Below are 19,173 nucleotides of genomic sequence, written 5' to 3' on the forward strand. Positions count from 1 at the left end.
GTTCCCTTGCAGGTGAAGAGGGACGGTGGGCAGAGGTGTGCCGCAGTCGGCGAGGATGGGGGAGAGGCGCCGGCGCTCAGCGCCGCTGCGCCTCGGATGACTGCGTGGGGCTGTCGAGGCATTCCAGCGCGGCCACCGCGCGTGCGGTGATCTCCTCGGGCGACCCGGAGACGTCGACCGCGACGCCCCGTTCGTCCCGCTGGAGCGGCTCCAGCGTGGCGAACTGGGAGTCCAGCAGCGCCGTCGGCATGAAGTGACCCCGGCGGTGCGCCATTCGGTCCTCGATGAGCTTCCGGTCGCCCGTCAGGTGCACGAAGACGACGCCGGGAGCCGCGGCCCGCAGGCGGTCGCGGTACGACCGCTTCAGCGCCGAGCTGCTCACCACCCCACCCAGCCCCGCCCGCCCGTGGGCCCAGGCGCCGATGGCGTCGAGCCACGGCCACCGGTCCTCGTCGCCGAGCGGGATCCCGGCCGTCATCTTGGCGATGTTGGCCTGTGGGTGGAAGTCGTCGCCCTCGGCGTACGGGACGCCGAGCCGGGCGGCGAGCAGGGGACCGATCGTGGTCTTGCCCGTGCCGGCGACGCCCATCACCACGACGACGTGGGGGGTGCGCATCACTGCCTCGCTGTCTTCCTCGACATGGGACGCCGACATCCGGCGTCCGCCACACTGAAACCCATAGGTACGACTAATTCAAGAGTTTGTGACATATAAGTCTGACTTTTTGAGTTCGTGATCCGCCCCGTACGCTGAGTGCATGAGCACACCGGGCCGAGGGCTGCACGGCCGCGTACTGGACACCCTCGGCCCCGCCATCACCGCGGGCGAGTATCCGCCGGGCAGCGTGCTGCGCACCGACGAACTGGCACAGCGCTTCGACGTGTCACGCTCCGTGATGCGCGAGGCCGTCCGCGTCCTGGAGTCCATGCACCTGGTCGCCTCGCGCCGCCGCGTCGGCGTGACCGTGCTCCCCCAGACCGAGTGGAACGTCTACGATCCGCAGGTCATCCGCTGGCGCCTGGCCGGCGCCGACCGGCCCCGGCAGCTGCGGTCGCTGACCGTGCTGCGCTCCGCCGTCGAACCGGTCGCCGCGGGCCTGGCCGCCCGGCTCGCCACCCCCGCGCAGTGCGCCGAGCTCACCGAGTGCGCCCTGGGCATGGTGGCCAACTCGCGCGGTCACCACCGGCTTCAGGCGTACCTGGTCCACGACGTCGCCTTCCACCGCGTGATCCTCAGCGCCTCCGGCAACGAGATGTTCGCGCGCCTCGGCGACGTGGTCGCCGAGGTCCTGGCGGGCCGCACCCAGCACGACGTCATGTTCGAGGAGCCCGACCCCGCCGCCGTCACCCTCCACGTCCAGCTCGCCGAGGCCGTCCGGGCCCGCGACGCTGACCGCGCCGAGCGCCTGACCCGCGAGATCACCGTCGGCGCCCTCCAGGAACTGGACGTCCTGGCGCCGTAGCCCGGCGCGTCCTCACTGCTCGGGGAAGTCCCCGTCCACGTACACCCACGCCCCGTCGACCCGCTCGAACCGGCTGCGCTCGAGCAGCGAGCCGCCGCGGTAGGACGCACGGAACGTCACCGTCCCGGTGCTGTGGAAGGCCGAACCGTCCGTCGCCCCGAGGATCTCCAGCCCCGTCCAGCGCATCCCGGGATCGAGGTCGAGCCGCGCCGGCCGGGTCCGCGGGTGCCAGGTCCGCAGCAGATACCCCGCGTCCCGCCGCACGAAGGCGCAGTACCGCGACCGCATCAGCGCCTGGGCGGTCGGCGCCGCGGCGGCACCACCGTGGTAGCGGCCGCAGCAGCTCTCGTACGGCTCGGGCAGCCCGCACGGGCAGGAACGCGTGGTCATGCCCCCATTCTGCCCGCGCCGGCGCACCCGCCCGCCCCCGGTGTGCCCCCTTCCCCCGTCGCGCCCGTGCGGCACGCGCGCGACGGAGGCACAGTGGAAGACGGAGGCCACGCCGGGTCGCTCGTCGCCTCGACAGTGTGGCCTTGCCTCCCACCGGAGTTGAGGAGACACGGACGATGACTCGACCCGTCGGCAGCCGGCTTCCGTCCGTCAAGGAGTGGCGGCTCAGTCTGTACCTGTCCGAACACGACCCGGACACCACCGCCCGGATCGTCCTGGACACCGGCGACAACGTCCTGGAGACCCGGGCGGAGGCCCGCCGCAATCCGTACGACAGGGCGGTGCCCGAGATCGGCGACGAACTCGCGGCCGGCCGCGCGCTGATCGCACTCGGCCGCGAGCTGCTGCGCGCCGCCGCGGGCGACATCGACGCGGTGGGGGCGCCCGAGGCGACGCCTCCCGTCCCCCTTTGGGCACCCAGGGAGTGAGGGAGCCGGACAGTGCTCTTCACGGACCGTCTCGACGCGGGACGGCGGCTGGCCGCCCGCCTGGAACACCTCACCGGCCAGGACGTCGTGGTGCTCGGCCTGCCCCGGGGCGGCGTCCCCGTGGCCGAGGTCGTCGCGGAGGCCCTCGGCGCACCGCTGGACGTGTGCCTGGTACGGAAACTCGGAGTGCCCTCCCACCCGGAACTGGGCATGGGAGCGATCGGTGAGGACGGCGTACGCGTACTGGGCGAGGACGTGCTGCGCCAGGCACGTGTCACCCCCGGGGAACTCGCGCGCGTCGAGGAGCGCGAACGCGGCGAGCTCGAGCGGCGTGCCGCGCGCTACCGGGGCGAACGGCCACCGGTCGCGGTCGCGGGCCGGACCGTCGTGGTCGTCGACGACGGCGTGGCCACCGGCTCGACCGCGCGGGCGGCCTGCCGGACGGTACGCGCCCGCGGGGCCGCGCGTACCGTGCTGGCGGTCCCCGTCGCACCGCCGGACTGGACGCACCGGCTCGGCGGCGAGGCCGACGAGCTCGTGTGCCTGGCCACCCCGCCGGACTTCTTCGCGGTCGGCCAGTTCTACGCCGACTTCGCCCAACTCGACGACGAGGACGTCGTCGCCTGCCTCCGCCGGACGGCGGGCCGCCTCCACAGGTACCCCTTCGACCGCGAGGTGGAGGTGGCGGCCGGCGCCGTGCGGCTCGGCGGCCACCTGACCGTGCCCCCCGACGCCGTCGGCATCGTGGTCTTCGCACACGGCAGCGGCAGCGGACGGCACAGCCCGCGGAACCGGTTCGTCGCCGAGGGCCTGAACCGGGCCGGCCTCGGCACCCTCCTGTTCGACCTGCTCACCGAGGAGGAGGCGCAGGACCGGGCCAACGTGTTCGACACCACGCTGCTGGCAGACCGGCTCACCGGCGCCACCGGCTGGCTGCGCGGCCGGCCCGGCGCCGAGCGGCTGGCGGTCGGCTACTTCGGCGCCAGCACCGGCGCGGCCGCCGCGCTCTGGGCCGCGGCGGAACCCGGCGCGCACATAGCCGCCGTGGTCTCCCGCGGCGGCCGGCCCGACCTCGCCGGACCGCGCCTGCCGGCCGTGACCGCTCCCACCCTGCTCATCGTCGGCGGCGCCGACACCGTCGTCCTCGACCTCAACCGCCGGGCGCAGTCCCTTCTGCGCTGCGAGAGCCACCTCGCCGTCGTCCCCGACGCCACCCATCTCTTCGAGGAGCCCGGTGCCCTGGAGACGGTGACCGACCTGGCCCGGGACTGGTTCACGGACCACATGGCGGCGGCGCACGTGTAGCCCCGCGCGGCGCGAACGCGGAAACGGTGCCGACCGATACCGGTCGACACCGTTTCCCGATGGTGTCCGAGGGGGGACTTGAACCCCCACGCCCTATACGGGCACTAGCACCTCAAGCTAGCGCGTCTGCCATTCCGCCACCCGGACGGGGTGTGTGTCGCGCGGGCCTTCCCGCGGCGACGAGGCAAACATTACCAGGCTTTCGGGCAGGCCCGATCCCCCCGGCCCGCCCCGGGGCCGCGCGGGGGCGGGCCGGGGCCGGAGGCTCTCTTGGGGCCGGGGCGGGGGAGGGGGAGGATGAGTGGACCACCGGCACACGGGGTGGCCACCAGCACACAGCGGGAGGAAGCAGCGTGAGCGAGACGGGCACGGCCAGGGGCGTCACCGGCGAGGACGAGGTCGTGGACCTCTGCCGTGAGCTGATCCAGATCGACACCAGCAATTACGGCGACCACTCGGGACCGGGTGAGCGCAGGGCGGCCGAGTACGTCGCCGAGAAGCTCGCCGAGGTGGGGCTGGAGCCGAAGATCTTCGAGTCGCACCCGGGCCGGGCCTCGACGGTGGCCCGCATCGAGGGCGAGGACCCCTCCCGGCCCGCGCTGCTGATCCACGGCCACACCGACGTCGTACCGGCCAACGCCGACGACTGGACCCACCACCCCTTCTCCGGCGAGGTCGCGGACGGGTGCGTGTGGGGCCGCGGCGCGGTCGACATGAAGGACATGGACGCGATGACGCTGGCAGTCGTGCGCGACCGGCTGCGCAGCGGACGCAGGCCCCCGCGGGACATCGTGCTCGCCTTCCTCGCCGACGAGGAGGCGGGCGGCACGTACGGCGCCCGGTACCTGGTGGACAACCACCCGGACCTGTTCGAGGGGGTCACCGAGGCGATCAGCGAGGTCGGCGGGTTCTCCTTCACCGTCAGCGAACAGCGGCGGCTGTACCTGATCCAGACGGCCGAGAAGGGCATGCACTGGATGAAGCTGACCGTGGCCGGCACCGCGGGGCACGGCTCGATGATCCACCGGGACAACGCGATCACCGAGCTCTCGGAGGCCGTCGCCCGGCTCGGGCGGCACAGGTTCCCGGTGCGCGTGACCAAGACCACCCGCGCCTTCCTGGACGAGCTGGGCGACGCGCTCGGCACCAAGCTCGACCCGGAGGACATGGACGGCACGATCGCGAAGCTCGGCGGCATCGCCAAGCTCATCGGCGCGACCCTGAGCAACACCGCCAACCCCACGCAGCTGGGCGCCGGTTACAAGGTCAACGTCATCCCGGGCGAGGCCACCGCGCACGTCGACGGGCGGTTCCTGCCCGGCTTCGAGGAGGAGTTCCTCGCCGACCTGGACCGGATCCTGGGGCCGAAGATCAAGCGCGAGGACGTGCACGCCGACAAGGCCGTCGAGACCACCTTCGACGGGGCCCTGGTGGAGGCGATGCAGTCCGCGCTGCTGGCCGAGGACCCGGCCGCGAAGGCCATCCCGTACATGCTCTCCGGCGGCACCGACGCCAAGTCCTTCGACGACCTGGGCATCCGGGGCTTCGGGTTCGCGCCGCTGAAGCTGCCGCCGGAGCTGGACTTCGCGGGCATGTTCCACGGCGTGGACGAGCGGGTGCCGGTGGACGGCCTGAGGTTCGGGGTGCGCGTCCTCGACCGGTTCATCGACGCGTCCTGAGATCCGTCCGGATCCGTCATCACCGGCTTGACCTCGGTAATCGACCGCGCGTGCGGGAATGACCGGGACGAGTGAATGCGACCATAAGCTCGTATCCCGATTAGTCCCTCCTCGTTACAGGTGATGCGATCAGCAACATGAGATCGCATTTGCCAACGAGGAGGAACAATGATCAAGAAGGTCGTCGCTGCCGCGGTCGCCACCGGTGGACTGGTTCTCGCGGGCGCTGGGATGGCCGCCGCCGACTCGGGAGCCCAGGGCGCTGCCGTGCAGTCCCCGGGCGTCGTTTCCGGCAACGTCATCCAGGTGCCCGTTCATGTGCCGGTGAACGTGTGCGGCAACACGATCTCGGTGATCGGGCTGCTGAACCCCGCCGTCGGCAACACCTGCGCCAACCACTGATGTTGTGCCCCGCCCCGTGAGGGTCTGACTCCAACGACTCCGTGGGGGGTCCCGTCGGCCCCGGAGCGCCCGCCATGCGCTCCGGGGCCGACCGGTTCATCGGCGCGGTCGCGACGGCGGAATTCCGACGGGTGCGACCGCGCGTTCCGGAAGGTTCGAGAAGGTCGAAGGCAGGGATTCAGCAAAATGCGACAGGTCACCCGCAAGGGCCTGATGACGGTGGCCGCAGCCACCGGCGTGATCGCCGCGGCGAGCGGCTACGCCCACGCCGACGCGGGCGCGTCCGGAGCCGCGTCCGGCTCACCGGGCGTGCTGTCCGGCAACACGGTGCAGGTGCCGGTGCACGTGCCGGTGAACGTCTGCGGCAACACGATCGACGTCGTCGGGCTGCTCAACCCCGCGGCCGGCAACACCTGCGCCCAGCACGGTGGCGGCAGCAGTGCGTCCGGGAACAACGGCGGCTCCCACGCCGAGGGGCGCACCAGCGGCTCGTCCGGCGTCGGCTCCGGCAACCACGTCCAGGTGCCGGTCCACGTGCCCGTCAACGTCTGCGGCAACAGCGTCGACGTGATCGGCGTGGCCAACCCGGCCACGGGCAACCGCTGCGGCAACGGCGGTGGGAGCCGCACCACGCCTCCGGGCGACGACCGGGACGTCCCGCCCGGCACACCGGGGAACCCCGGGACGCCCGGTCACCCGGGTACGCCTGGCCACCCCGGCACCCCCGGTCAGCCAGGCACACCTGGGACTCCTGGCACCCCGGCCACGCCACCCTCCACCGGTGGTGGCAGCGACACCCCCGGTGGCTCGACGCGGGTGAACCAGCCGGACGCGCAGTCCGTCGCCGCCCCCAGCCGGGCACAGCTCGCCCAGACCGGCAGCGAACTGCCGATGGGCGCCGTCCTGCCGGTGGGCGCGGGCGCGCTGCTCGCGGGTGCCGTGCTGTACCGCAGGGCCCGGGCCTCCACCAGGTAGCCCGAAAACGGATGCGCATGACAGAGCGGGCCCCGCGTCTGCGGGGTCCGCTGTGGCCCGGGCCGCCTCAGCTCACCACGTGGCGCGCACCTGGCGGATGATCCGCCGGCGCAACCGCACCCTGCGGCTGCCGTCGCGCAGCAGGCTCAGACGGTACAACTCCCAGTGTCCGTACTCGGCGTGGTCCGTCAGCAGACGTGCCGTCTCCTTGCGGGACACCCCGCGCGGGACGTACACGTCGACAAATTCGTATTCCGGCATCGCATCTATTGTGCGGTCTGGGGCCCGGTACGGATAGCGTCTGCACTATGTCTGATGCTGCGCAGCCCACCGCTGCCGAGGTACGCGCCGCCGCCGAGGCGGTCAAGACCGCGCTCGACCGCCACCTGGCCGCGGTCGAACGCAGGTCGGGGGACGAAGACCCGGCCGTCTACGAGGCGTTCAACCAGCTGGCCGCGGCCGCGGAGGCGTACGACGAACTGCTCTACGACCGCTACGACGAGGTCACGCCCTTCGAGATCCCCGGTGACGACTCGCTGCCGCCGTACACGGGCCCCGAGGAGCCGAACGCGATCAGTGTGCTGATCCGCCGCGACTACGCCGTGGCCGAGCCGCAGCGGCTGCTGGCGCAGGCTCAGCGGGTGGAGGCCGCGGACTCCGAGGCCGTCCTGGGCACCGCCGAGGGCGCCTCCGGCACGGTGCACGGGGCGATCGGCATTCTGTTCGGCGAGTTCGAACCGGACGAGATCGCCTCCCGGCACAAGGAGTTCGGCCTGGAGGAAGGCGACTCCACCCTGTGGGTCACCGCCGCGGACGAGCCCGCCGACCCGGGCGACTGGCTGAACGCTCCCTTCGAGCACGTCGACCCGGAGCGGGTCGTCTGCCGCTTCGACGTCAGCGCCGTCTTCGACGAGGACGACGAGCTGGACGACGACGATCTCGACGAGGACGAGGACGAGGACGAGGACGACGACCTCGACGAGGACGACTTCAACGCGCCGCTCGACGACGAGGACCTGGAACCGCTGGACGCGAACGACCGCTGAGGCCGCGGGCGGACCGGCACTCGCCGGTCCGCCCGGTCCGCACGCCGGGGGCCCGTGGTGGCTGAGGCGTGTGCTCCGGGACGTCAGCCGGCCCTCCCCTCCCGTGTCCGGGGGTCCTGCGCCGGGGGCTGGAGCAGGGCGGGCAGACGGGTCGTACGGGGCTTGGCCGGGATCTCGGCCACGGCTCGGGGCAGCGCGTGCTCCACGCCGTGCACCACGGACAGATGCCGGTCGGCCCGGCTGAACGCCGTGTAGACCCATGGGCGGCTGAGCGCCTGTGCCGCGTCGCCGGGCAGTACGACGACCACCGCGGGCCACCGGCCGCCCACGGCCTGGTGCGCGGTCAGCGCCCACCCGTGCCGCAGTTGCGTCTCCACCCGCTCCTTCGGGAGCACCACGTGGTCGCCCGAGCAGGACAGGTGCAGCCCCTCGGCGTCGGCCTTCACCACATGACCGGGCAGCGTACGGCCCGGGGCGGGGGAGTAGGCGATCCGGTCGCCCGGGTCGAAGCCGCCGAAGCGGCCGGGGCCCGGGTTGAGCCGCGCCTTCAGCGCCGCGTTCAGCGCACGCGTGCCGGCCGCGCCGCCGTGACCGGGGGTGATCACCACGGTCTGCTCGGCCGGGACGCCGATCGCCCGCGGCACCGAGTCCGCGACCAGCTGCACGGTGCGGTGCACGGCCTCGCCCGCGTCCCGCACCGGGACGATCACGACCTCCTTGCCGGGCGCCGCCACCTGGTTCAGCTCGCCCGCGCCGATGCCGGAGACCAGCTCGCCCAGTGGGCCCGGGTCCGGCACGCGCGAGGCGATCTGCGGGCACACCCGCGCAGCCAGCAGATCCGCGAACACCCGTCCCGGCCCCGCGGACCACAGCACCGCCGGATCCCCGGCCAGCACCAGCCTCGCCCCGTCCGGCAGCGACTCCACCAGCAGGGCCGCCGTCTCCACGTCCAGCTGGGGCGCGTCGAGCACGACGAGGAGGTCCAGCGCGAGCGAACCGTCCTCGTCGCGGCCGGGGCCCTCGGCGCCGGACAGCAGACCGGCCACCGTGGCGACGGCGGGCGCGGGCGCCTCTGAGGGCTCCTGCGCCTGCGGGGACCGCCGGAGGAGCTGCCCGAAGCCGTCCCGGCCGAGCGGGCTGTGGGCGGCGGCCCAGGCGCGCAGCCCGAGACGACCCGCCTCACCGAGCAGCCGCGCGGGCTCCACACGGGACGCCTCCCCGCCGGTGTGCAGCACCAGGCCGTGTCCCGCGACGGCGCGGAGCAACTCGGCGGCCGAGCCCTGGACGGACGCGGCGGCCCGCTCCCAGTCCGAGGCCGAACCGCCTTCCTTCGGCGCGGAGTTGTTCAGACGGGCGAGTCCGTCGGCCAGACTCTCCTCGGCGAGCGCGTACCGCTCCAGGCCGACGAGGACGCGGACCGGGCGCCCGCCGTCCTCGTCCGCCTCCTCGGTGGCCGGGGCTTCCTCCAGGGCGTCCTGGAACACCAGGGCCTCGCCCTCCGCCAGCGTGCCGTGCAGGGCCGCTTCGGGGTCGGGCACCGCCCGCTGGGCCAGGGCGGCGGTCAGGGCCGGGGCTTCCAGGGCCGTGTGCCCGGCGAGGGCGGCCTGCTCCAGCAGCCACACGGTGAAGGCCCGGCCGCGACGCTCGTCGTCCGGGCCGCACTCCGCGCCGAGCAGGGCGCGCGCGAATCCGTCGGCCTGCTCCGGCCGTACGCCGGTGACGTGCAGCAACTGCCAGGGGTCGGCGTGCAGCCGCTCCTCCGCGCCCTCGCCGAGGGCCGCGGCGACCTGCGGGGCGAGCGTCTCCGGGGCGCCGCCCCGGGCCAGCACCCGGCGCACCGCCTGGACGGTCTCCAGCGCCGGCGCGGCGGGCGCGGTGCCGGCCTCGGGCGCTGCGGTCCTCGGCCGCGGTGCCGATTCGGGGGCGGGGCGGCGCGGTGCGGGCTCGGACTCGGCGAAGACGGTGGCCGCGGGCTTCTCACCGCTCTCCACGGCCCGCACGGCGGCAAGCAGGTCGGCCGCCTTGCCGCTGAGCTTGCCGCCGCTCTCGATCGGCCCCTTCCGCTCGGCCTTCCGCTGCTCGATCCGCGCCCGCTCGACCCGCTGAGCCGCCAACTCGGCCTCGGCCTCGGACCGCTCGACCCCGTCCGAGTCCGCGTCGTCCGCATCCGCACTGGGCCGCCCGTCGTCCGCCGAGCCGCTGTCGCGCGCGCCGCTCTCCGGGGCGTCGCCCGCACCGGGAGTGACGCCCTCACCTGAGGCCGTCCCGGCTTCGGAGGCGCCGTCCTCTCCGGTCCCCTCGGCTTCCGACGCGCCGCCCCCCGCGCTCGGGCCGACCTCCGAGGCGTCGCCCTCCGCAGCCGCCCCGCCTTCCGGCGCGCCGTCCCCCGACGTCCCGCCCTCCACGACAGGGCCGTCGTGGCGCAGGCCGTTGTCCGCCCCGGGGTCCGGGGTGCCAGGCCCGGTCTGTTCCGTGGTCTCCGGCTCCGTGCTCACAGCGTGCTCCAGTCGTGATCGGGATAGCGGTGCACGGGCTCCGACACGTCGTCGAGCGCCCGGCAGATCTCGTCGGGAAGACTAAGCGCCTCCACTGACAGCACCGCCGTGAGCTGCTGCGCGTTGCGGGTGCCGACGATCGGCGCCGCCACGCCGGGCCGGTCCCGGACCCAGGCGAGGGCCACCTGGAGCGGGGTCACCGCCAGCCCGTCCGCCGCTGTGGACACCGCGTCCACGATGCGGCCCGCGGTGTCGTCCAGGTACGGCTCGACGAACGGCGCCAGGTGCTCCGAGGCGCCCCGCGAGTCCGGCGGTGTCCCGTTGCGGTACTTGCCGGTCAGCACGCCGCGGCCCAGCGGTGAGGACGGCAGCAGGCCGACGCCCAGGTCCAGCGCGGCGGGCAGCACCTCGCGCTCCACGCCGCGTTGCAGCAGCGAGTACTCCATCTGCGTGCTGGCCAGCCGCGTCCGGGCGCCGGGCGCCGCGAGCTGCCAGGTCGCCGCCTTGGCCAGCTGCCAGCCGCAGAAGTTGGAGACACCCGCGTAGCGCACCCGGCCGCTGCCGACGGCGAGGTCGACGGCGTGGAGGGTCTCCTCCAGGGGCGTGTGCGGGTCGAAGGCGTGGACGTGCCACACGTCGACGTAGTCCGTGCCGAGGCGGGCGAGGGAGGCGTCCAGCGCGGCCAGCAGATGGCCGCGGGAGCCGTCGAAGCGCCGGTCCGGGTCCGGCACGCTGCCCGCCTTGGTCGAGAGGACCAGGTCACGGCGGGGCACGAGGCCGTCCATGAGCCGCCCGAGCAGGTACTCGGCCTGTCCGTCGCCGTACACGTCCGCCGTGTCCACGAGGGTGCCGCCCGCCTCCCAGAACACCTTCAGCATGTCCGCGGCGTCGTGCTCGTCGGTGTCCCGGCCCCAGGTGAGGGTGCCGAGGCCGATGCGGGACACGCGCAGGCCCGTACGGCCGAGATGCCTCTGCTCCATGGTCGCCGAGATTACTGGCCACGGCTGGCACGTGGGTGACCTGTGGACAACCCGGTCTCCGCCCGCCGGGGCGGCGCCGCGAACCGGCCGTCGCGCAGGTCGTGCACTGCCGCCTGCAGCGGGCCCGCGCTAGTGTTCCCCGCACAAGGGACGTTACTGATCGGTAAGGGGAACGGCATGCAGCTTGGGATCAGCCTCGGCTACTGGGGTGCCGGCATGGACGCGGACAACCTGGCCGTCGCGCAGGAGGCGGACCGGCTCGGATACGCCGTGTGCTGGGCCGCCGAGGCCTACGGCTCGGACGCGGCCACCGTGCTCACCTGGGTCGCCGCGCAGACCGAGCGCATCGACGTGGGCTCGGCCATCTTCCAGATCCCCGCCCGGCAGCCCGCGATGACGGCGATGACGGCCGCCACGCTGGACTCGCTGTCCGGCGGCCGCTTCCGGCTCGGTCTCGGCGTCTCCGGCCCGCAGGTGTCCGAGGGCTGGTACGGCGTGAAGTTCGACAAGCCGCTGGCCCGCACCCGCGAGTACGTCGAGATCGTCCGCAAGGCGATGACGCGGGAGCGGCTGACGTACGACGGCGAGCACTGGACGCTGCCGCTGCCGGGCGGCCCCGGCAAGCCGATCAAGCTGACCGTGCACCCGCAGCGCGAGCACATCCCGCTCTACATCGCCGCCATCGGCCCGAAGAATCTGGAGCAGACCGGCGAGATCGCCGACGGCGCGCTGCTCATCTTCCCCTCCGCCGACCACCTCGAGGAGACCGCGGTCAGGCACCTGCGCGCCGGCCGCGAGAAGGCCGGCCGGACCCTGGACGGCTTCGACGTCTGCCCGACCCTCCCCCTGGCCGTCGGCGACGACAAGGACGTGTCCCGCCTCGCCGACACCTTCCGCCCCTACACCGCGCTGTACGTGGGCGGCATGGGCAGCCGCAGGCAGAACTTCTACAACCAGCTCGCCCGCCGCATGGGCTACGAGAAGGAGGCCGCCGAGATCCAGGACAAGTACCTGTCCGGCGACAAGCAGGGCGCCGCGGCCGCCGTACCACAGCAGCTCATCGACCAGACCACGCTGCTCGGCTCCGTCGACCGGATCGCGGACCGCATGAAGGCCTACGCGGCGGCCGGGGTCACCACGCTGACTCTCGCCCCCGCGGGCTTCACGCTGGAGGAGCGGCTTGCCTCGCTCCGGGCCGGCACCGAGGCTCTGGAGCGCGCCGGGCTGGCGTGACCGCCCGCCGCGACACGGCAGGCGGTACGTCCGTGGCTTCTCGCGGCCGTGGTGGGGGCTCGGGGGTCTTCCCCGCCACGGCCGTTACGGAGAACAACGCGCCCGCCGCCGCGCGGTTACGCCCGTGTCCGGCCCCGCTCCCCCCGTACCCGCCGCTCGCCGAACGCTCCTCCGTTCGGCGCAGTGCGACCGCACCCCTGTTGCGGCACCCGCGCGGTCGCATTTGACTCGTGCTGCGCGGCAGTCAGGCAGGGAGGTGGCCCGCGGTGCTTTCGCCCAGAAGCCTGTTCCAGGAGATCCTCGACCACGACGAGTCGTTCCGGCTGTTCTGCTCCATCGCGGCCGGCGGGGAGGCCCAGGGCGGCTGGGAGAACGGCCGGATCGCGGCGCTCGTACCGCCCGCCGAGCGCGGCCTCGCCCCGAAGATCGCCCGCCACGGGGCGGACGAGGACAAGCACGGCCGGATCTTCCGCGCCCTGCTGAGGAAGCGCGGTCTGGAACCCGTGCCGGTGCCCCCGGAGACGGACTACACGATGCTCCTGGAACGGCGGGGCATCGGGCTGGCGCACGACCGCCTCCGGACCGACGAGCCGCTCACCGTGGAGGACCTCGTCGTCTACCTGGCCCACAGCCGGGTCACCGAACAGCGCGCCTGCGAGCAGATGAGGCTGCTGTGCCGGCACTTCGGCGACCACCCCGGCATCGGACGGGCGGTGCGGATGATCGCGGGTGACGAGGACAACCACCTCGCCTACTGCCACGAGGAACTGCTGCGCCTCGCCGCCGCCGGGTACGGCCGGACCATCCAGCGGACGCTGCACGCGTGCGCGCTCGCCGAGATCCGCGTCCACCGCGCGGTCAGCCTCGCCGTCATGGCCCGTATGGGCCGCATCCTCGGCTGGTCCGCGGCCAGGTCGGCGCTCCTCGCGGCCGGCATCCACGCCGTGTACGTCTACGAGCGGCTGGTGGGCCGGCGCCGGATGGTGACCCTGCGCATGCCCGAGCGGCGCAACGCCCTCGGCGGACCCGCCGCCCCGGCACCCGAGTACGCCTGACATTTGACGCAGGTCCTACAGCCAGTCCCACCGCTTGAACAGTCAGCGAGGCCCGAAGCGCGGTGGCCGTCGCGGTGGACGGCACAGTCGACGATCACAGAGTGTGTTCTCCTTTCCTCCGGTCGCCACCCGGAGCGTCCGTACGCCTACCCTGGCGGCATGCCCACGCTGATCCTCGTCAGGCACGGACGCTCCACCGCCAACACCGCCGGGCTGCTCGCCGGCTGGACCCCCGGTGTCGCCCTGGACGAACGCGGCACCGCGCAGGCCGCCGCGCTGCCGGGGCGGCTCGACGGACTGCCGATCGCCGAAGTCGTCACCAGTCCGCTGCAGCGCTGCCGGCAAACCGTACGACCGCTGCTGGACGCCCGGCCGGAACTGACCGCGCACACGGACGAGCGGATCGGCGAGTGCCACTACGGCGACTGGTCCGGCCGCAAGCTCGCCGAGCTCAAGGACGAGCCGCTGATGGAGGTGGTGCAGGCGCACCCCTCGGCGGCCGCGTTCCCCGGGGGCGAGTCCATGCGCGCGATGCAGACCCGCGCCGCCGAGGCGGTGCGCGAGTGGAACGCGCGCGTGGAGCGCGACCACGGCGCCGACGCCGCCTACCTCATGTGCTCCCACGGTGACATCATCAAGTCCCTCGTCGCGGACGCGCTCGGCCTTCACCTGGACCTCTTCCAGAGGATCTCCGTCGAACCCTGTTCCGTCACCGCGATCCGCTACACCCGGTTGCGGCCCTTCCTGGTGCGGCTCGGCGACACCGGGGACTTCGCGTCCCTGGCGCCGCGCGAGGAGCCGGAGGGCGACGACGCACCGGTCGGCGGCGGCGCGGGCGCACCGTGATCGTCGGCCGCAGTAGGGTGAAGCGGTCGCCGTCGACTTCCCGATTCAGACGTTCTCACGATTCCCATGGAGACAGGACGTGTCCCGTCAGGTGTTCCTCTACGACCCCCCGGACCGCTTCGTGGCCGGCACGGTCGGACTGCCCGGGCGCCGTACGTTCTTCCTCCAGGCCACCGCAGGCCCCCGGGTGACCAGCGTGGCCCTGGAGAAGACCCAGGTCGCCGCGCTCGCCGAGCGCATGGACGAGCTGCTGGACGAGGTGCTGCGCCGCAGCGGCGGCAGCGCCGCCGTGCCCGCCGTGGCGCCCACCGAGATCGCCGACACGGGCCCGCTGGACACTCCCATCGAGGAGGAGTTCCGGGTGGGCACCATGGCGCTCGCCTGGGACGGCGAGGAACAGCGCATGATCGTCGAGGCGCAGGCCCTCGTCGAGCTCGACGCGGAGTCCGAGGAGGACCTCGCCGAGGCCGAGGAACGGCTGCTCCAGGACGAGGAGAACGGTCCCCCGATGCTGCGGGTCCGGCTCACCGGCGCGCAGGCGAGGGCCTTCGCCAAGCGCGCCCTCGACGTCGTCAACGCCGGGCGGCCGCCGTGCCCGCTGTGCAGCCTCCCGCTCGACCCGGAAGGACACGTATGTCCGCGCCAGAACGGATACCGCCGCGGAGCGTGACGCCCGGCGCCGAGGCCGCCGAACTGCTCGCCCACGGTGACCTGACCGTGCGCGGCCGCATCCGCGAGGCGTCCAACGCGGCGCTGTTCTGCACGGTCGCCCACGACGGCCAGGAGGCGTCCTGCGTGTACAAGCCGGTCGCCGGGGAGCGGCCCCTGTGGGACTTCCCCGACGGCACCCTCGCCGCGCGCGAGATGGCGGCGTACGAGGTCTCCGAGGCGACCGGCTGGTCGCTGGTGCCGCCCACCGTGCTGCGCGACGGCCCGTACGGCGAGGGCATGGTCCAACTGTGGGTCGAGGCGACCCCGGAAGCCGAACTGCTCGCGCTGCTGGACGCCGAGGAACCCGGCCCGGGGTGGAAGGCGATCGGCTTCGCGGAGGTCGGCGAGGGCCGCACGGCGCTGCTGGTGCACGCCGACGACGAGCGGCTGCGCCGGATGGCCGTGCTGGACTCGGTGATCAACAACGCCGACCGCAAGGGCGGCCACCTGCTGCCGACCCCGGGCGGACACCTCTACGGCATCGACCACGGCGTCACCTTCAACGTCGAGAACAAGCTGCGCACGCTCCTGTGGGGCTGGGCGGGCGAACCGCTCCCGCCGGAGGTCCTGGCCGTCCTCAAGGCTCTGAAGGGCGCCCTCCGCGCCGGCGCACCCCTGGCGACCCGGCTGTCCGCCCTGATCACCCCGGCCGAACTCGACGCCACTCGGGCACGGCTGACCACGCTGCTCACCACCGGCACACACCCCGAGCCGAACGGCGACTGGCCGGCGATCCCATGGCCCCCTGTCTGAGGCTGAGAACACGTGGGTCAACCGGCCGTCCGGGGTGGGCCGGTTCGAAGATGGGACCGCGGTCCGGTTACGCTCATGACATGCATGCCTGGCCCGCTTCCGAGGTCCCCGCCCTGCCTGGTGAGGGCCGCGACCTCAGGATCCACGACACCGCGACCGGTGGCCTGGTCACTCTCGCCCCCGGTCCCGTCGCCCGTATCTATGTCTGCGGCATCACGCCGTACGACGCGACCCACATGGGGCACGCGGCGACCTACAACGCGTTCGACCTCGTGCAGCGCGTGTGGCTCGACACCAAGCGGCAGGTGCACTACGTCCAGAACGTGACCGACGTCGACGATCCCCTGCTGGAGCGGGCGCAGCGCGACGACGTCGACTGGGTGGAGCTGGCCGAGCAGGAGACCGCTCTGTTCCGCGAGGACATGACAGCATTGCGGATGCTGCCGCCCCGGCACTACATCGGCGCCGTGGAGGCCATACCCGGCATCGTTCCGCTGGTCGAGAGACTGCGTGACCTCGGAGCGGCGTACGAGCTCGACGGGGACGTCTACTTCTCCGTCGAGTCCGACCCCCACTTCGGCGAGGTCTCCCGCCTCGACGCGGCGGCCATGCGGCTGCTGTCCGCCGAGCGCGGCGGCGACCCGGACCGCCCCGGCAAGAAGAACCCGCTCGACCCGATGCTGTGGATGGCCGCCCGGGACGGCGAGCCGAGCTGGGACGGGGGCTCCCTCGGCCGCGGCCGGCCCGGCTGGCACATCGAGTGCGTGGCCATCGCCCTGGACCACCTCGGCATGGGCTTCGAGGTGCAGGGCGGCGGCTCCGACCTCGCCTTCCCGCACCACGAGATGGGCGCCTCGCACGCCCAGGTGCTCACCGGCGAGTTCCCCATGGCCAAGGCGTACGTCCACGCCGGCATGGTCGCGCTCGACGGCGAGAAGATGTCCAAGTCCAAGGGCAACCTGGTCTTCGTCTCGCAGCTCAGGCGCGACGGCGTCGACCCCGCCGCCATCCGTCTCGCGCTCCTCGCCCACCACTACCGCTCCGACTGGGAGTGGACCGACCAGGTGCTCCAGGAAGCCGTCGAGCGTCTCGACCGCTGGCGCTCGGCCGTCTCCCGGCCCGACGGCCCGTCCGCGGACGTGCTGGTCGAGGAGATCCGCGACGCCCTCGCCGACGACCTGAACGCCCCGGCGGCCCTCGCCGCGGTGGACCGCTGGGTGGCCCTCCAGCAGGAGTACGGCGGAGAGGACACAGGCGCCCCCGGTCTCGTCTCGCGCGCCGTGGACGCGCTGCTGGGCGTGGCTCTCTGACCCGTCCGGCCGGACACGCCTCCGGCCGGACACGGCATCAGGGGCGGTGCGCGTCGAGCGCACCGCCCCTGATCCGTTCATTCCTCCGACGAGTCGTTCCCGGAGTCCCCGTCGTCCGACTCCGCCTTCGGCGGTCTCGACGGCCGTGGCCGACCGCCGGGGCCGTCCCTCAGATACGAGCCGCCCTCGCCGCCGTCCGCGGTGGCGTGGCCGCCTGACGACGGGCCGCCGCCGTCCCGGCGCCGCAGATACCGCTCGAACTCGCGCGCGATCGCCTCGCCCGAAGCCTCCGGCAGCTCGGCGGTGTCCCGGGCCTCCTCCAGCGTCTGGACGTACTCCGCGACCTCGCTGTCCTCGGCGGCCAGCTGGTCCACGCCCACCTGCCAGGCACGCGCGTCCTCCGGCAGCTCGCCCAGCGGAATGCGCAGGTCCAGCAGGTCCTCCAGACGGTTGAGGAGGGCCAGCGTGCCCTTCGGGTTCGGCGGCTGCGACACGTAGTGCGGGACCGCCGCCCACAGCGAGACGGCCGGGACACCCGCGTGCGTGCAGGCCTCCTGGAGGATCCCGACGATGCCCGTCGGGCCCTCGTACTTGGTCTCCTCCAAGTCCATGCGGCGGGCCAGATCCGCGTCCGACGTGGTCCCGCTGATCGGGACCGGACGCGTGTGCGGGGTGTCGCCGAGCAGGGCGCCAAGGATGACCACCAGCTCCACGCCCAGCTCGTGCGCGAAGCCGAGCAGCTCGTTGCAGAACGAGCGCCAGCGCATGGACGGTTCGATGCCGCGGACCAGCACCAGGTCGCGCGGCTTCTCGCCGCCGACCCGGACCACCGACAACCTGGTCGTCGGCCAGGTGATCTTGCGCACGCCGCCGTCCATGAACACCGTGGGGCGGTTGACCTGGAAGTCGTAGTAGTCCTCGGCGTCCAGCGCCGCGAACACCTCGCCCTTCCACTCCCTCTCCAGATGCGCGACCGCGGTGGAGGCGGCGTCGCCGGCATCGTTCCAGCCCTCGAACGCGGCCACCATGACCGGGTCGATCAGCTCGGGAACCCCCTCGAGCTCGATCACCCAGTGCCTCCTTCCGACGTGCCCTCGCCTGACCCACCAACCTTACGGCGTTCGGCGGGGGCGCCCGCAGCCCCCTTGCACGGGGGAGTGAACGGATCACTGCCCCGTCCGAGTCCTTCGAACACCCGTGACCGCCGCCCCTGGCGGCTCCACCCGTCCACCGTTCCACACCTCCGATGGGTCACAGGGTCGAGCGCAGCCACTGCTCCACGCTCGCGATGTGCACGGTCGCCCACGACCGCGCCGCCTCCGCGTCCCGGTCGCGCAGCGCGCCGAGTATCGCGCGGTGCTCGCGCAGGGTGCGGCCGACCGCGTCCTCCTGGGTCAGGCCGCGCCAGACGCGGGCCCGGGTGGTTGGTCCGGACAGCCCGTCGAGCAGGGAGCACAGCACCGAGTTGCCGGAGCTCCGTACGATGCCCCGGTGGAACTCCAGGTCGCAGGCGACCAGCTCCTCCACCGAAGGCCGGTCGCCGAGCGCTTCCAACTGGGCGCTGAGCGCGTCCAGTTGTTCTTCGCTGATGCGGGACGCCGCCATCGCGGTCGCGGCCGGCTCCAGGATGCGGCGCACGGCCAGGAACTCCAGCACCGTGTCGTCGCGGTGGAAGTCGACGACGAAACTCAGTGCCTCCAGCAGCAGTTGTGGGTCCAGGCTGGTGACGTAGGTGCCGTCGCCCTGCCGCACGTCCAGGATCCGGATCAGGGACAGCGCCCGCACGGCCTCCCGCAGGGAATTGCGCGACAGCCCGAGTTCGGCGGCGAGTTCGCTCTCCTTGGGCAGCCGGTCGCCGGGGCGCAGCGCACCTGAGACGATCATTCCCTTGATCTTCTCGATCGCCTCGTCGGTCACCGCCATGGCCGGCCTCCCAGTCTGCTCAGACATCGGATGTCTCGGCCCATTATGGAGGTTCCCCGGGCCGACCCGGGAGAGGAAAGCACAGCTCGGCGCCGCGGCCGGCACCCTTGCGGTGGGAG

General features: G+C 73.2%; 20 protein-coding genes and 1 tRNA gene. 13 read left to right on the plus strand and 8 right to left on the minus strand.

The features are described from left to right. Positions 1 to 76: 76 nt before the first annotated feature. Positions 77 to 616, minus strand: coding sequence for a gluconokinase (locus tag ACFY4A_RS05390; RefSeq protein ID WP_390828263.1), 540 nt, complete (start codon positions 614 to 616; stop codon positions 77 to 79). Between the two features lie 142 nt (positions 617 to 758). Here ACFY4A_RS05390 and ACFY4A_RS05395 point away from each other — a divergent pair, with 142 nt between their 5' ends. Beyond that, positions 759 to 1,463: a FadR/GntR family transcriptional regulator gene (locus tag ACFY4A_RS05395; protein ID WP_390828063.1), complete on the plus strand. Its 705-nt coding sequence runs from the start codon at positions 759 to 761 to the stop codon at positions 1,461 to 1,463. 12 nt (positions 1,464 to 1,475) lie between these two features. Here ACFY4A_RS05395 and ACFY4A_RS05400 read toward each other — a convergent pair whose 3' ends face one another. Next, positions 1,476 to 1,853, minus strand: coding sequence for a YchJ family protein (locus ACFY4A_RS05400; protein ID WP_390828064.1), 378 nt, complete (start codon positions 1,851 to 1,853; stop codon positions 1,476 to 1,478). 176 nt (positions 1,854 to 2,029) lie between these two features. Between ACFY4A_RS05400 and ACFY4A_RS05405 the strand changes: the two genes are divergently transcribed. Next, positions 2,030 to 2,341, plus strand: a complete 312-nt coding sequence (locus tag ACFY4A_RS05405) for a dsRBD fold-containing protein (RefSeq protein ID WP_390828065.1) — start codon at positions 2,030 to 2,032, stop codon at positions 2,339 to 2,341. A gap of 12 nt (positions 2,342 to 2,353) precedes the next feature. Further along, a complete protein-coding gene (locus ACFY4A_RS05410) occupies positions 2,354 to 3,646 on the plus strand; it encodes a phosphoribosyltransferase family protein (protein ID WP_390828066.1) in 1,293 nt (430 codons plus the stop codon). A gap of 60 nt (positions 3,647 to 3,706) precedes the next feature. Here ACFY4A_RS05410 and ACFY4A_RS05415 read toward each other — a convergent pair. Further along, positions 3,707 to 3,793 (minus strand) — tRNA-Leu (locus tag ACFY4A_RS05415). A gap of 206 nt (positions 3,794 to 3,999) precedes the next feature. Here ACFY4A_RS05415 and ACFY4A_RS05420 point away from each other — a divergent pair. The 3 genes from ACFY4A_RS05420 (at position 4,000) to ACFY4A_RS05430 (ending at position 6,702) form a co-directional block, all read left to right on the plus strand. Then, a complete protein-coding gene (locus ACFY4A_RS05420) occupies positions 4,000 to 5,325 on the plus strand; it encodes a M20/M25/M40 family metallo-hydrolase (protein ID WP_390828067.1) in 1,326 nt (441 codons plus the stop codon). A gap of 168 nt (positions 5,326 to 5,493) precedes the next feature. Beyond that, a complete protein-coding gene (gene chpH, locus ACFY4A_RS05425) occupies positions 5,494 to 5,727 on the plus strand; it encodes a chaplin ChpH (RefSeq protein WP_390828068.1) in 234 nt (77 codons plus the stop codon). Positions 5,728 to 5,913: 186 nt separating this feature from the next. After that, positions 5,914 to 6,702 carry a chaplin family protein gene (locus tag ACFY4A_RS05430; RefSeq protein ID WP_390828069.1) on the plus strand — a complete coding sequence of 263 codons (789 nt, stop codon included), beginning with the start codon at positions 5,914 to 5,916 and terminating at the stop codon, positions 6,700 to 6,702. A 72-nt stretch (positions 6,703 to 6,774) separates the two neighbouring features. Here ACFY4A_RS05430 and ACFY4A_RS05435 read toward each other — a convergent pair whose 3' ends face one another. Then, the gene (locus ACFY4A_RS05435) at positions 6,775 to 6,963 is read right to left on the minus strand and encodes a DUF5703 family protein (RefSeq protein WP_030244084.1); all 189 of its coding nucleotides are present in this window, start codon (positions 6,961 to 6,963) and stop codon (positions 6,775 to 6,777) included. A 47-nt stretch (positions 6,964 to 7,010) separates the two neighbouring features. Between ACFY4A_RS05435 and ACFY4A_RS05440 the strand changes: the two genes are divergently transcribed. Next, complete coding sequence (locus ACFY4A_RS05440; RefSeq protein ID WP_390828070.1) at positions 7,011 to 7,748, plus strand: hypothetical protein; 738 nt, start codon at positions 7,011 to 7,013, stop codon at positions 7,746 to 7,748. A gap of 83 nt (positions 7,749 to 7,831) precedes the next feature. Here the strand turns inward: ACFY4A_RS05440 and ACFY4A_RS05445 are convergent, their stop codons facing one another. After that, complete coding sequence (locus ACFY4A_RS05445) at positions 7,832 to 10,243, minus strand: helix-hairpin-helix domain-containing protein (protein WP_390828071.1); 2,412 nt, start codon at positions 10,241 to 10,243, stop codon at positions 7,832 to 7,834. Continuing rightward, the gene (locus ACFY4A_RS05450) at positions 10,240 to 11,223 is read right to left on the minus strand and encodes an aldo/keto reductase (RefSeq protein ID WP_390828072.1); all 984 of its coding nucleotides are present in this window, start codon (positions 11,221 to 11,223) and stop codon (positions 10,240 to 10,242) included. Before ACFY4A_RS05450 ends, ACFY4A_RS05445 begins: the two co-directional genes overlap by 4 nt. A 177-nt stretch (positions 11,224 to 11,400) precedes the next feature. Between ACFY4A_RS05450 and ACFY4A_RS05455 the strand changes: the two genes are divergently transcribed. The 6 genes from ACFY4A_RS05455 (at position 11,401) to mshC (ending at position 17,131) form a co-directional block, all read left to right on the plus strand. Then, entirely contained in the window at positions 11,401 to 12,456 is a 1,056-nt protein-coding gene (locus tag ACFY4A_RS05455) for an LLM class F420-dependent oxidoreductase (protein WP_390828073.1), read from the plus strand. 266 nt (positions 12,457 to 12,722) lie between these two features. Then, on the plus strand, positions 12,723 to 13,511 hold the full coding sequence (locus ACFY4A_RS05460) for a ferritin-like domain-containing protein (protein ID WP_390828074.1): 789 nt from the start codon (positions 12,723 to 12,725) through the stop codon (positions 13,509 to 13,511). A gap of 159 nt (positions 13,512 to 13,670) precedes the next feature. Then, the gene (locus tag ACFY4A_RS05465; RefSeq protein ID WP_390828075.1) at positions 13,671 to 14,357 is read left to right on the plus strand and encodes a histidine phosphatase family protein; all 687 of its coding nucleotides are present in this window, start codon (positions 13,671 to 13,673) and stop codon (positions 14,355 to 14,357) included. Positions 14,358 to 14,436: 79 nt separating this feature from the next. Next, complete coding sequence (locus ACFY4A_RS05470; RefSeq protein ID WP_390828076.1) at positions 14,437 to 15,027, plus strand: DUF3090 domain-containing protein; 591 nt, start codon at positions 14,437 to 14,439, stop codon at positions 15,025 to 15,027. Further along, on the plus strand, positions 14,991 to 15,821 hold the full coding sequence (locus ACFY4A_RS05475; protein ID WP_390828077.1) for an SCO1664 family protein: 831 nt from the start codon (positions 14,991 to 14,993) through the stop codon (positions 15,819 to 15,821). The genes ACFY4A_RS05470 and ACFY4A_RS05475 overlap by 37 nt, the downstream gene beginning before the upstream one ends. A gap of 80 nt (positions 15,822 to 15,901) precedes the next feature. Beyond that, positions 15,902 to 17,131, plus strand: a complete 1,230-nt coding sequence (gene mshC / locus ACFY4A_RS05480) for a cysteine--1-D-myo-inosityl 2-amino-2-deoxy-alpha-D-glucopyranoside ligase (RefSeq protein ID WP_390828078.1) — start codon at positions 15,902 to 15,904, stop codon at positions 17,129 to 17,131. 77 nt (positions 17,132 to 17,208) lie between these two features. Here mshC and ACFY4A_RS05485 read toward each other — a convergent pair whose 3' ends face one another. Together ACFY4A_RS05485 and ACFY4A_RS05490 are read right to left on the minus strand one after the other, a co-directional pair. Further along, positions 17,209 to 18,201, minus strand: coding sequence for a PAC2 family protein (locus ACFY4A_RS05485; protein WP_390828079.1), 993 nt, complete (start codon positions 18,199 to 18,201; stop codon positions 17,209 to 17,211). 181 nt (positions 18,202 to 18,382) lie between these two features. Continuing rightward, positions 18,383 to 19,054: a FadR/GntR family transcriptional regulator gene (locus ACFY4A_RS05490; protein ID WP_390828080.1), complete on the minus strand. Its 672-nt coding sequence runs from the start codon at positions 19,052 to 19,054 to the stop codon at positions 18,383 to 18,385. Positions 19,055 to 19,173 lie beyond the last annotated feature (119 nt).

Source organism: Streptomyces sp. NPDC001292 (assembly GCF_042896465.1).
In the GTDB taxonomy this organism is placed as follows: Bacteria; Actinomycetota; Actinomycetes; order Streptomycetales; family Streptomycetaceae; genus Streptomyces.

What these genes read in the sequence shown, in the direction of transcription:
- ACFY4A_RS05390 (WP_390828263.1), bottom strand. Translation starts at nt 616, where the DNA reads ATGCGCACCCCCCACGTCGTCGTGGTGATGGGCGTCGCCGGCACGGGC.
- ACFY4A_RS05395 (WP_390828063.1), top strand. Translation starts at nt 759, where the DNA reads ATGAGCACACCGGGCCGAGGGCTGCACGGCCGCGTACTGGACACCCTC.
- ACFY4A_RS05400 (WP_390828064.1), bottom strand. Translation starts at nt 1,853, where the DNA reads ATGACCACGCGTTCCTGCCCGTGCGGGCTGCCCGAGCCGTACGAGAGC.
- ACFY4A_RS05405 (WP_390828065.1), top strand. Translation starts at nt 2,030, where the DNA reads ATGACTCGACCCGTCGGCAGCCGGCTTCCGTCCGTCAAGGAGTGGCGG.
- chpH (WP_390828068.1), top strand. Translation starts at nt 5,494, where the DNA reads ATGATCAAGAAGGTCGTCGCTGCCGCGGTCGCCACCGGTGGACTGGTT.
- ACFY4A_RS05430 (WP_390828069.1), top strand. Translation starts at nt 5,914, where the DNA reads ATGCGACAGGTCACCCGCAAGGGCCTGATGACGGTGGCCGCAGCCACC.
- ACFY4A_RS05435 (WP_030244084.1), bottom strand. Translation starts at nt 6,963, where the DNA reads ATGCCGGAATACGAATTTGTCGACGTGTACGTCCCGCGCGGGGTGTCC.
- ACFY4A_RS05440 (WP_390828070.1), top strand. Translation starts at nt 7,011, where the DNA reads ATGTCTGATGCTGCGCAGCCCACCGCTGCCGAGGTACGCGCCGCCGCC.
- ACFY4A_RS05450 (WP_390828072.1), bottom strand. Translation starts at nt 11,223, where the DNA reads ATGGAGCAGAGGCATCTCGGCCGTACGGGCCTGCGCGTGTCCCGCATC.
- ACFY4A_RS05455 (WP_390828073.1), top strand. Translation starts at nt 11,401, where the DNA reads ATGCAGCTTGGGATCAGCCTCGGCTACTGGGGTGCCGGCATGGACGCG.
- ACFY4A_RS05465 (WP_390828075.1), top strand. Translation starts at nt 13,671, where the DNA reads ATGCCCACGCTGATCCTCGTCAGGCACGGACGCTCCACCGCCAACACC.
- ACFY4A_RS05475 (WP_390828077.1), top strand. Translation starts at nt 14,991, where the DNA reads ATGTCCGCGCCAGAACGGATACCGCCGCGGAGCGTGACGCCCGGCGCC.
- mshC (WP_390828078.1), top strand. Translation starts at nt 15,902, where the DNA reads ATGCATGCCTGGCCCGCTTCCGAGGTCCCCGCCCTGCCTGGTGAGGGC.
- ACFY4A_RS05490 (WP_390828080.1), bottom strand. Translation starts at nt 19,054, where the DNA reads ATGGCGGTGACCGACGAGGCGATCGAGAAGATCAAGGGAATGATCGTC.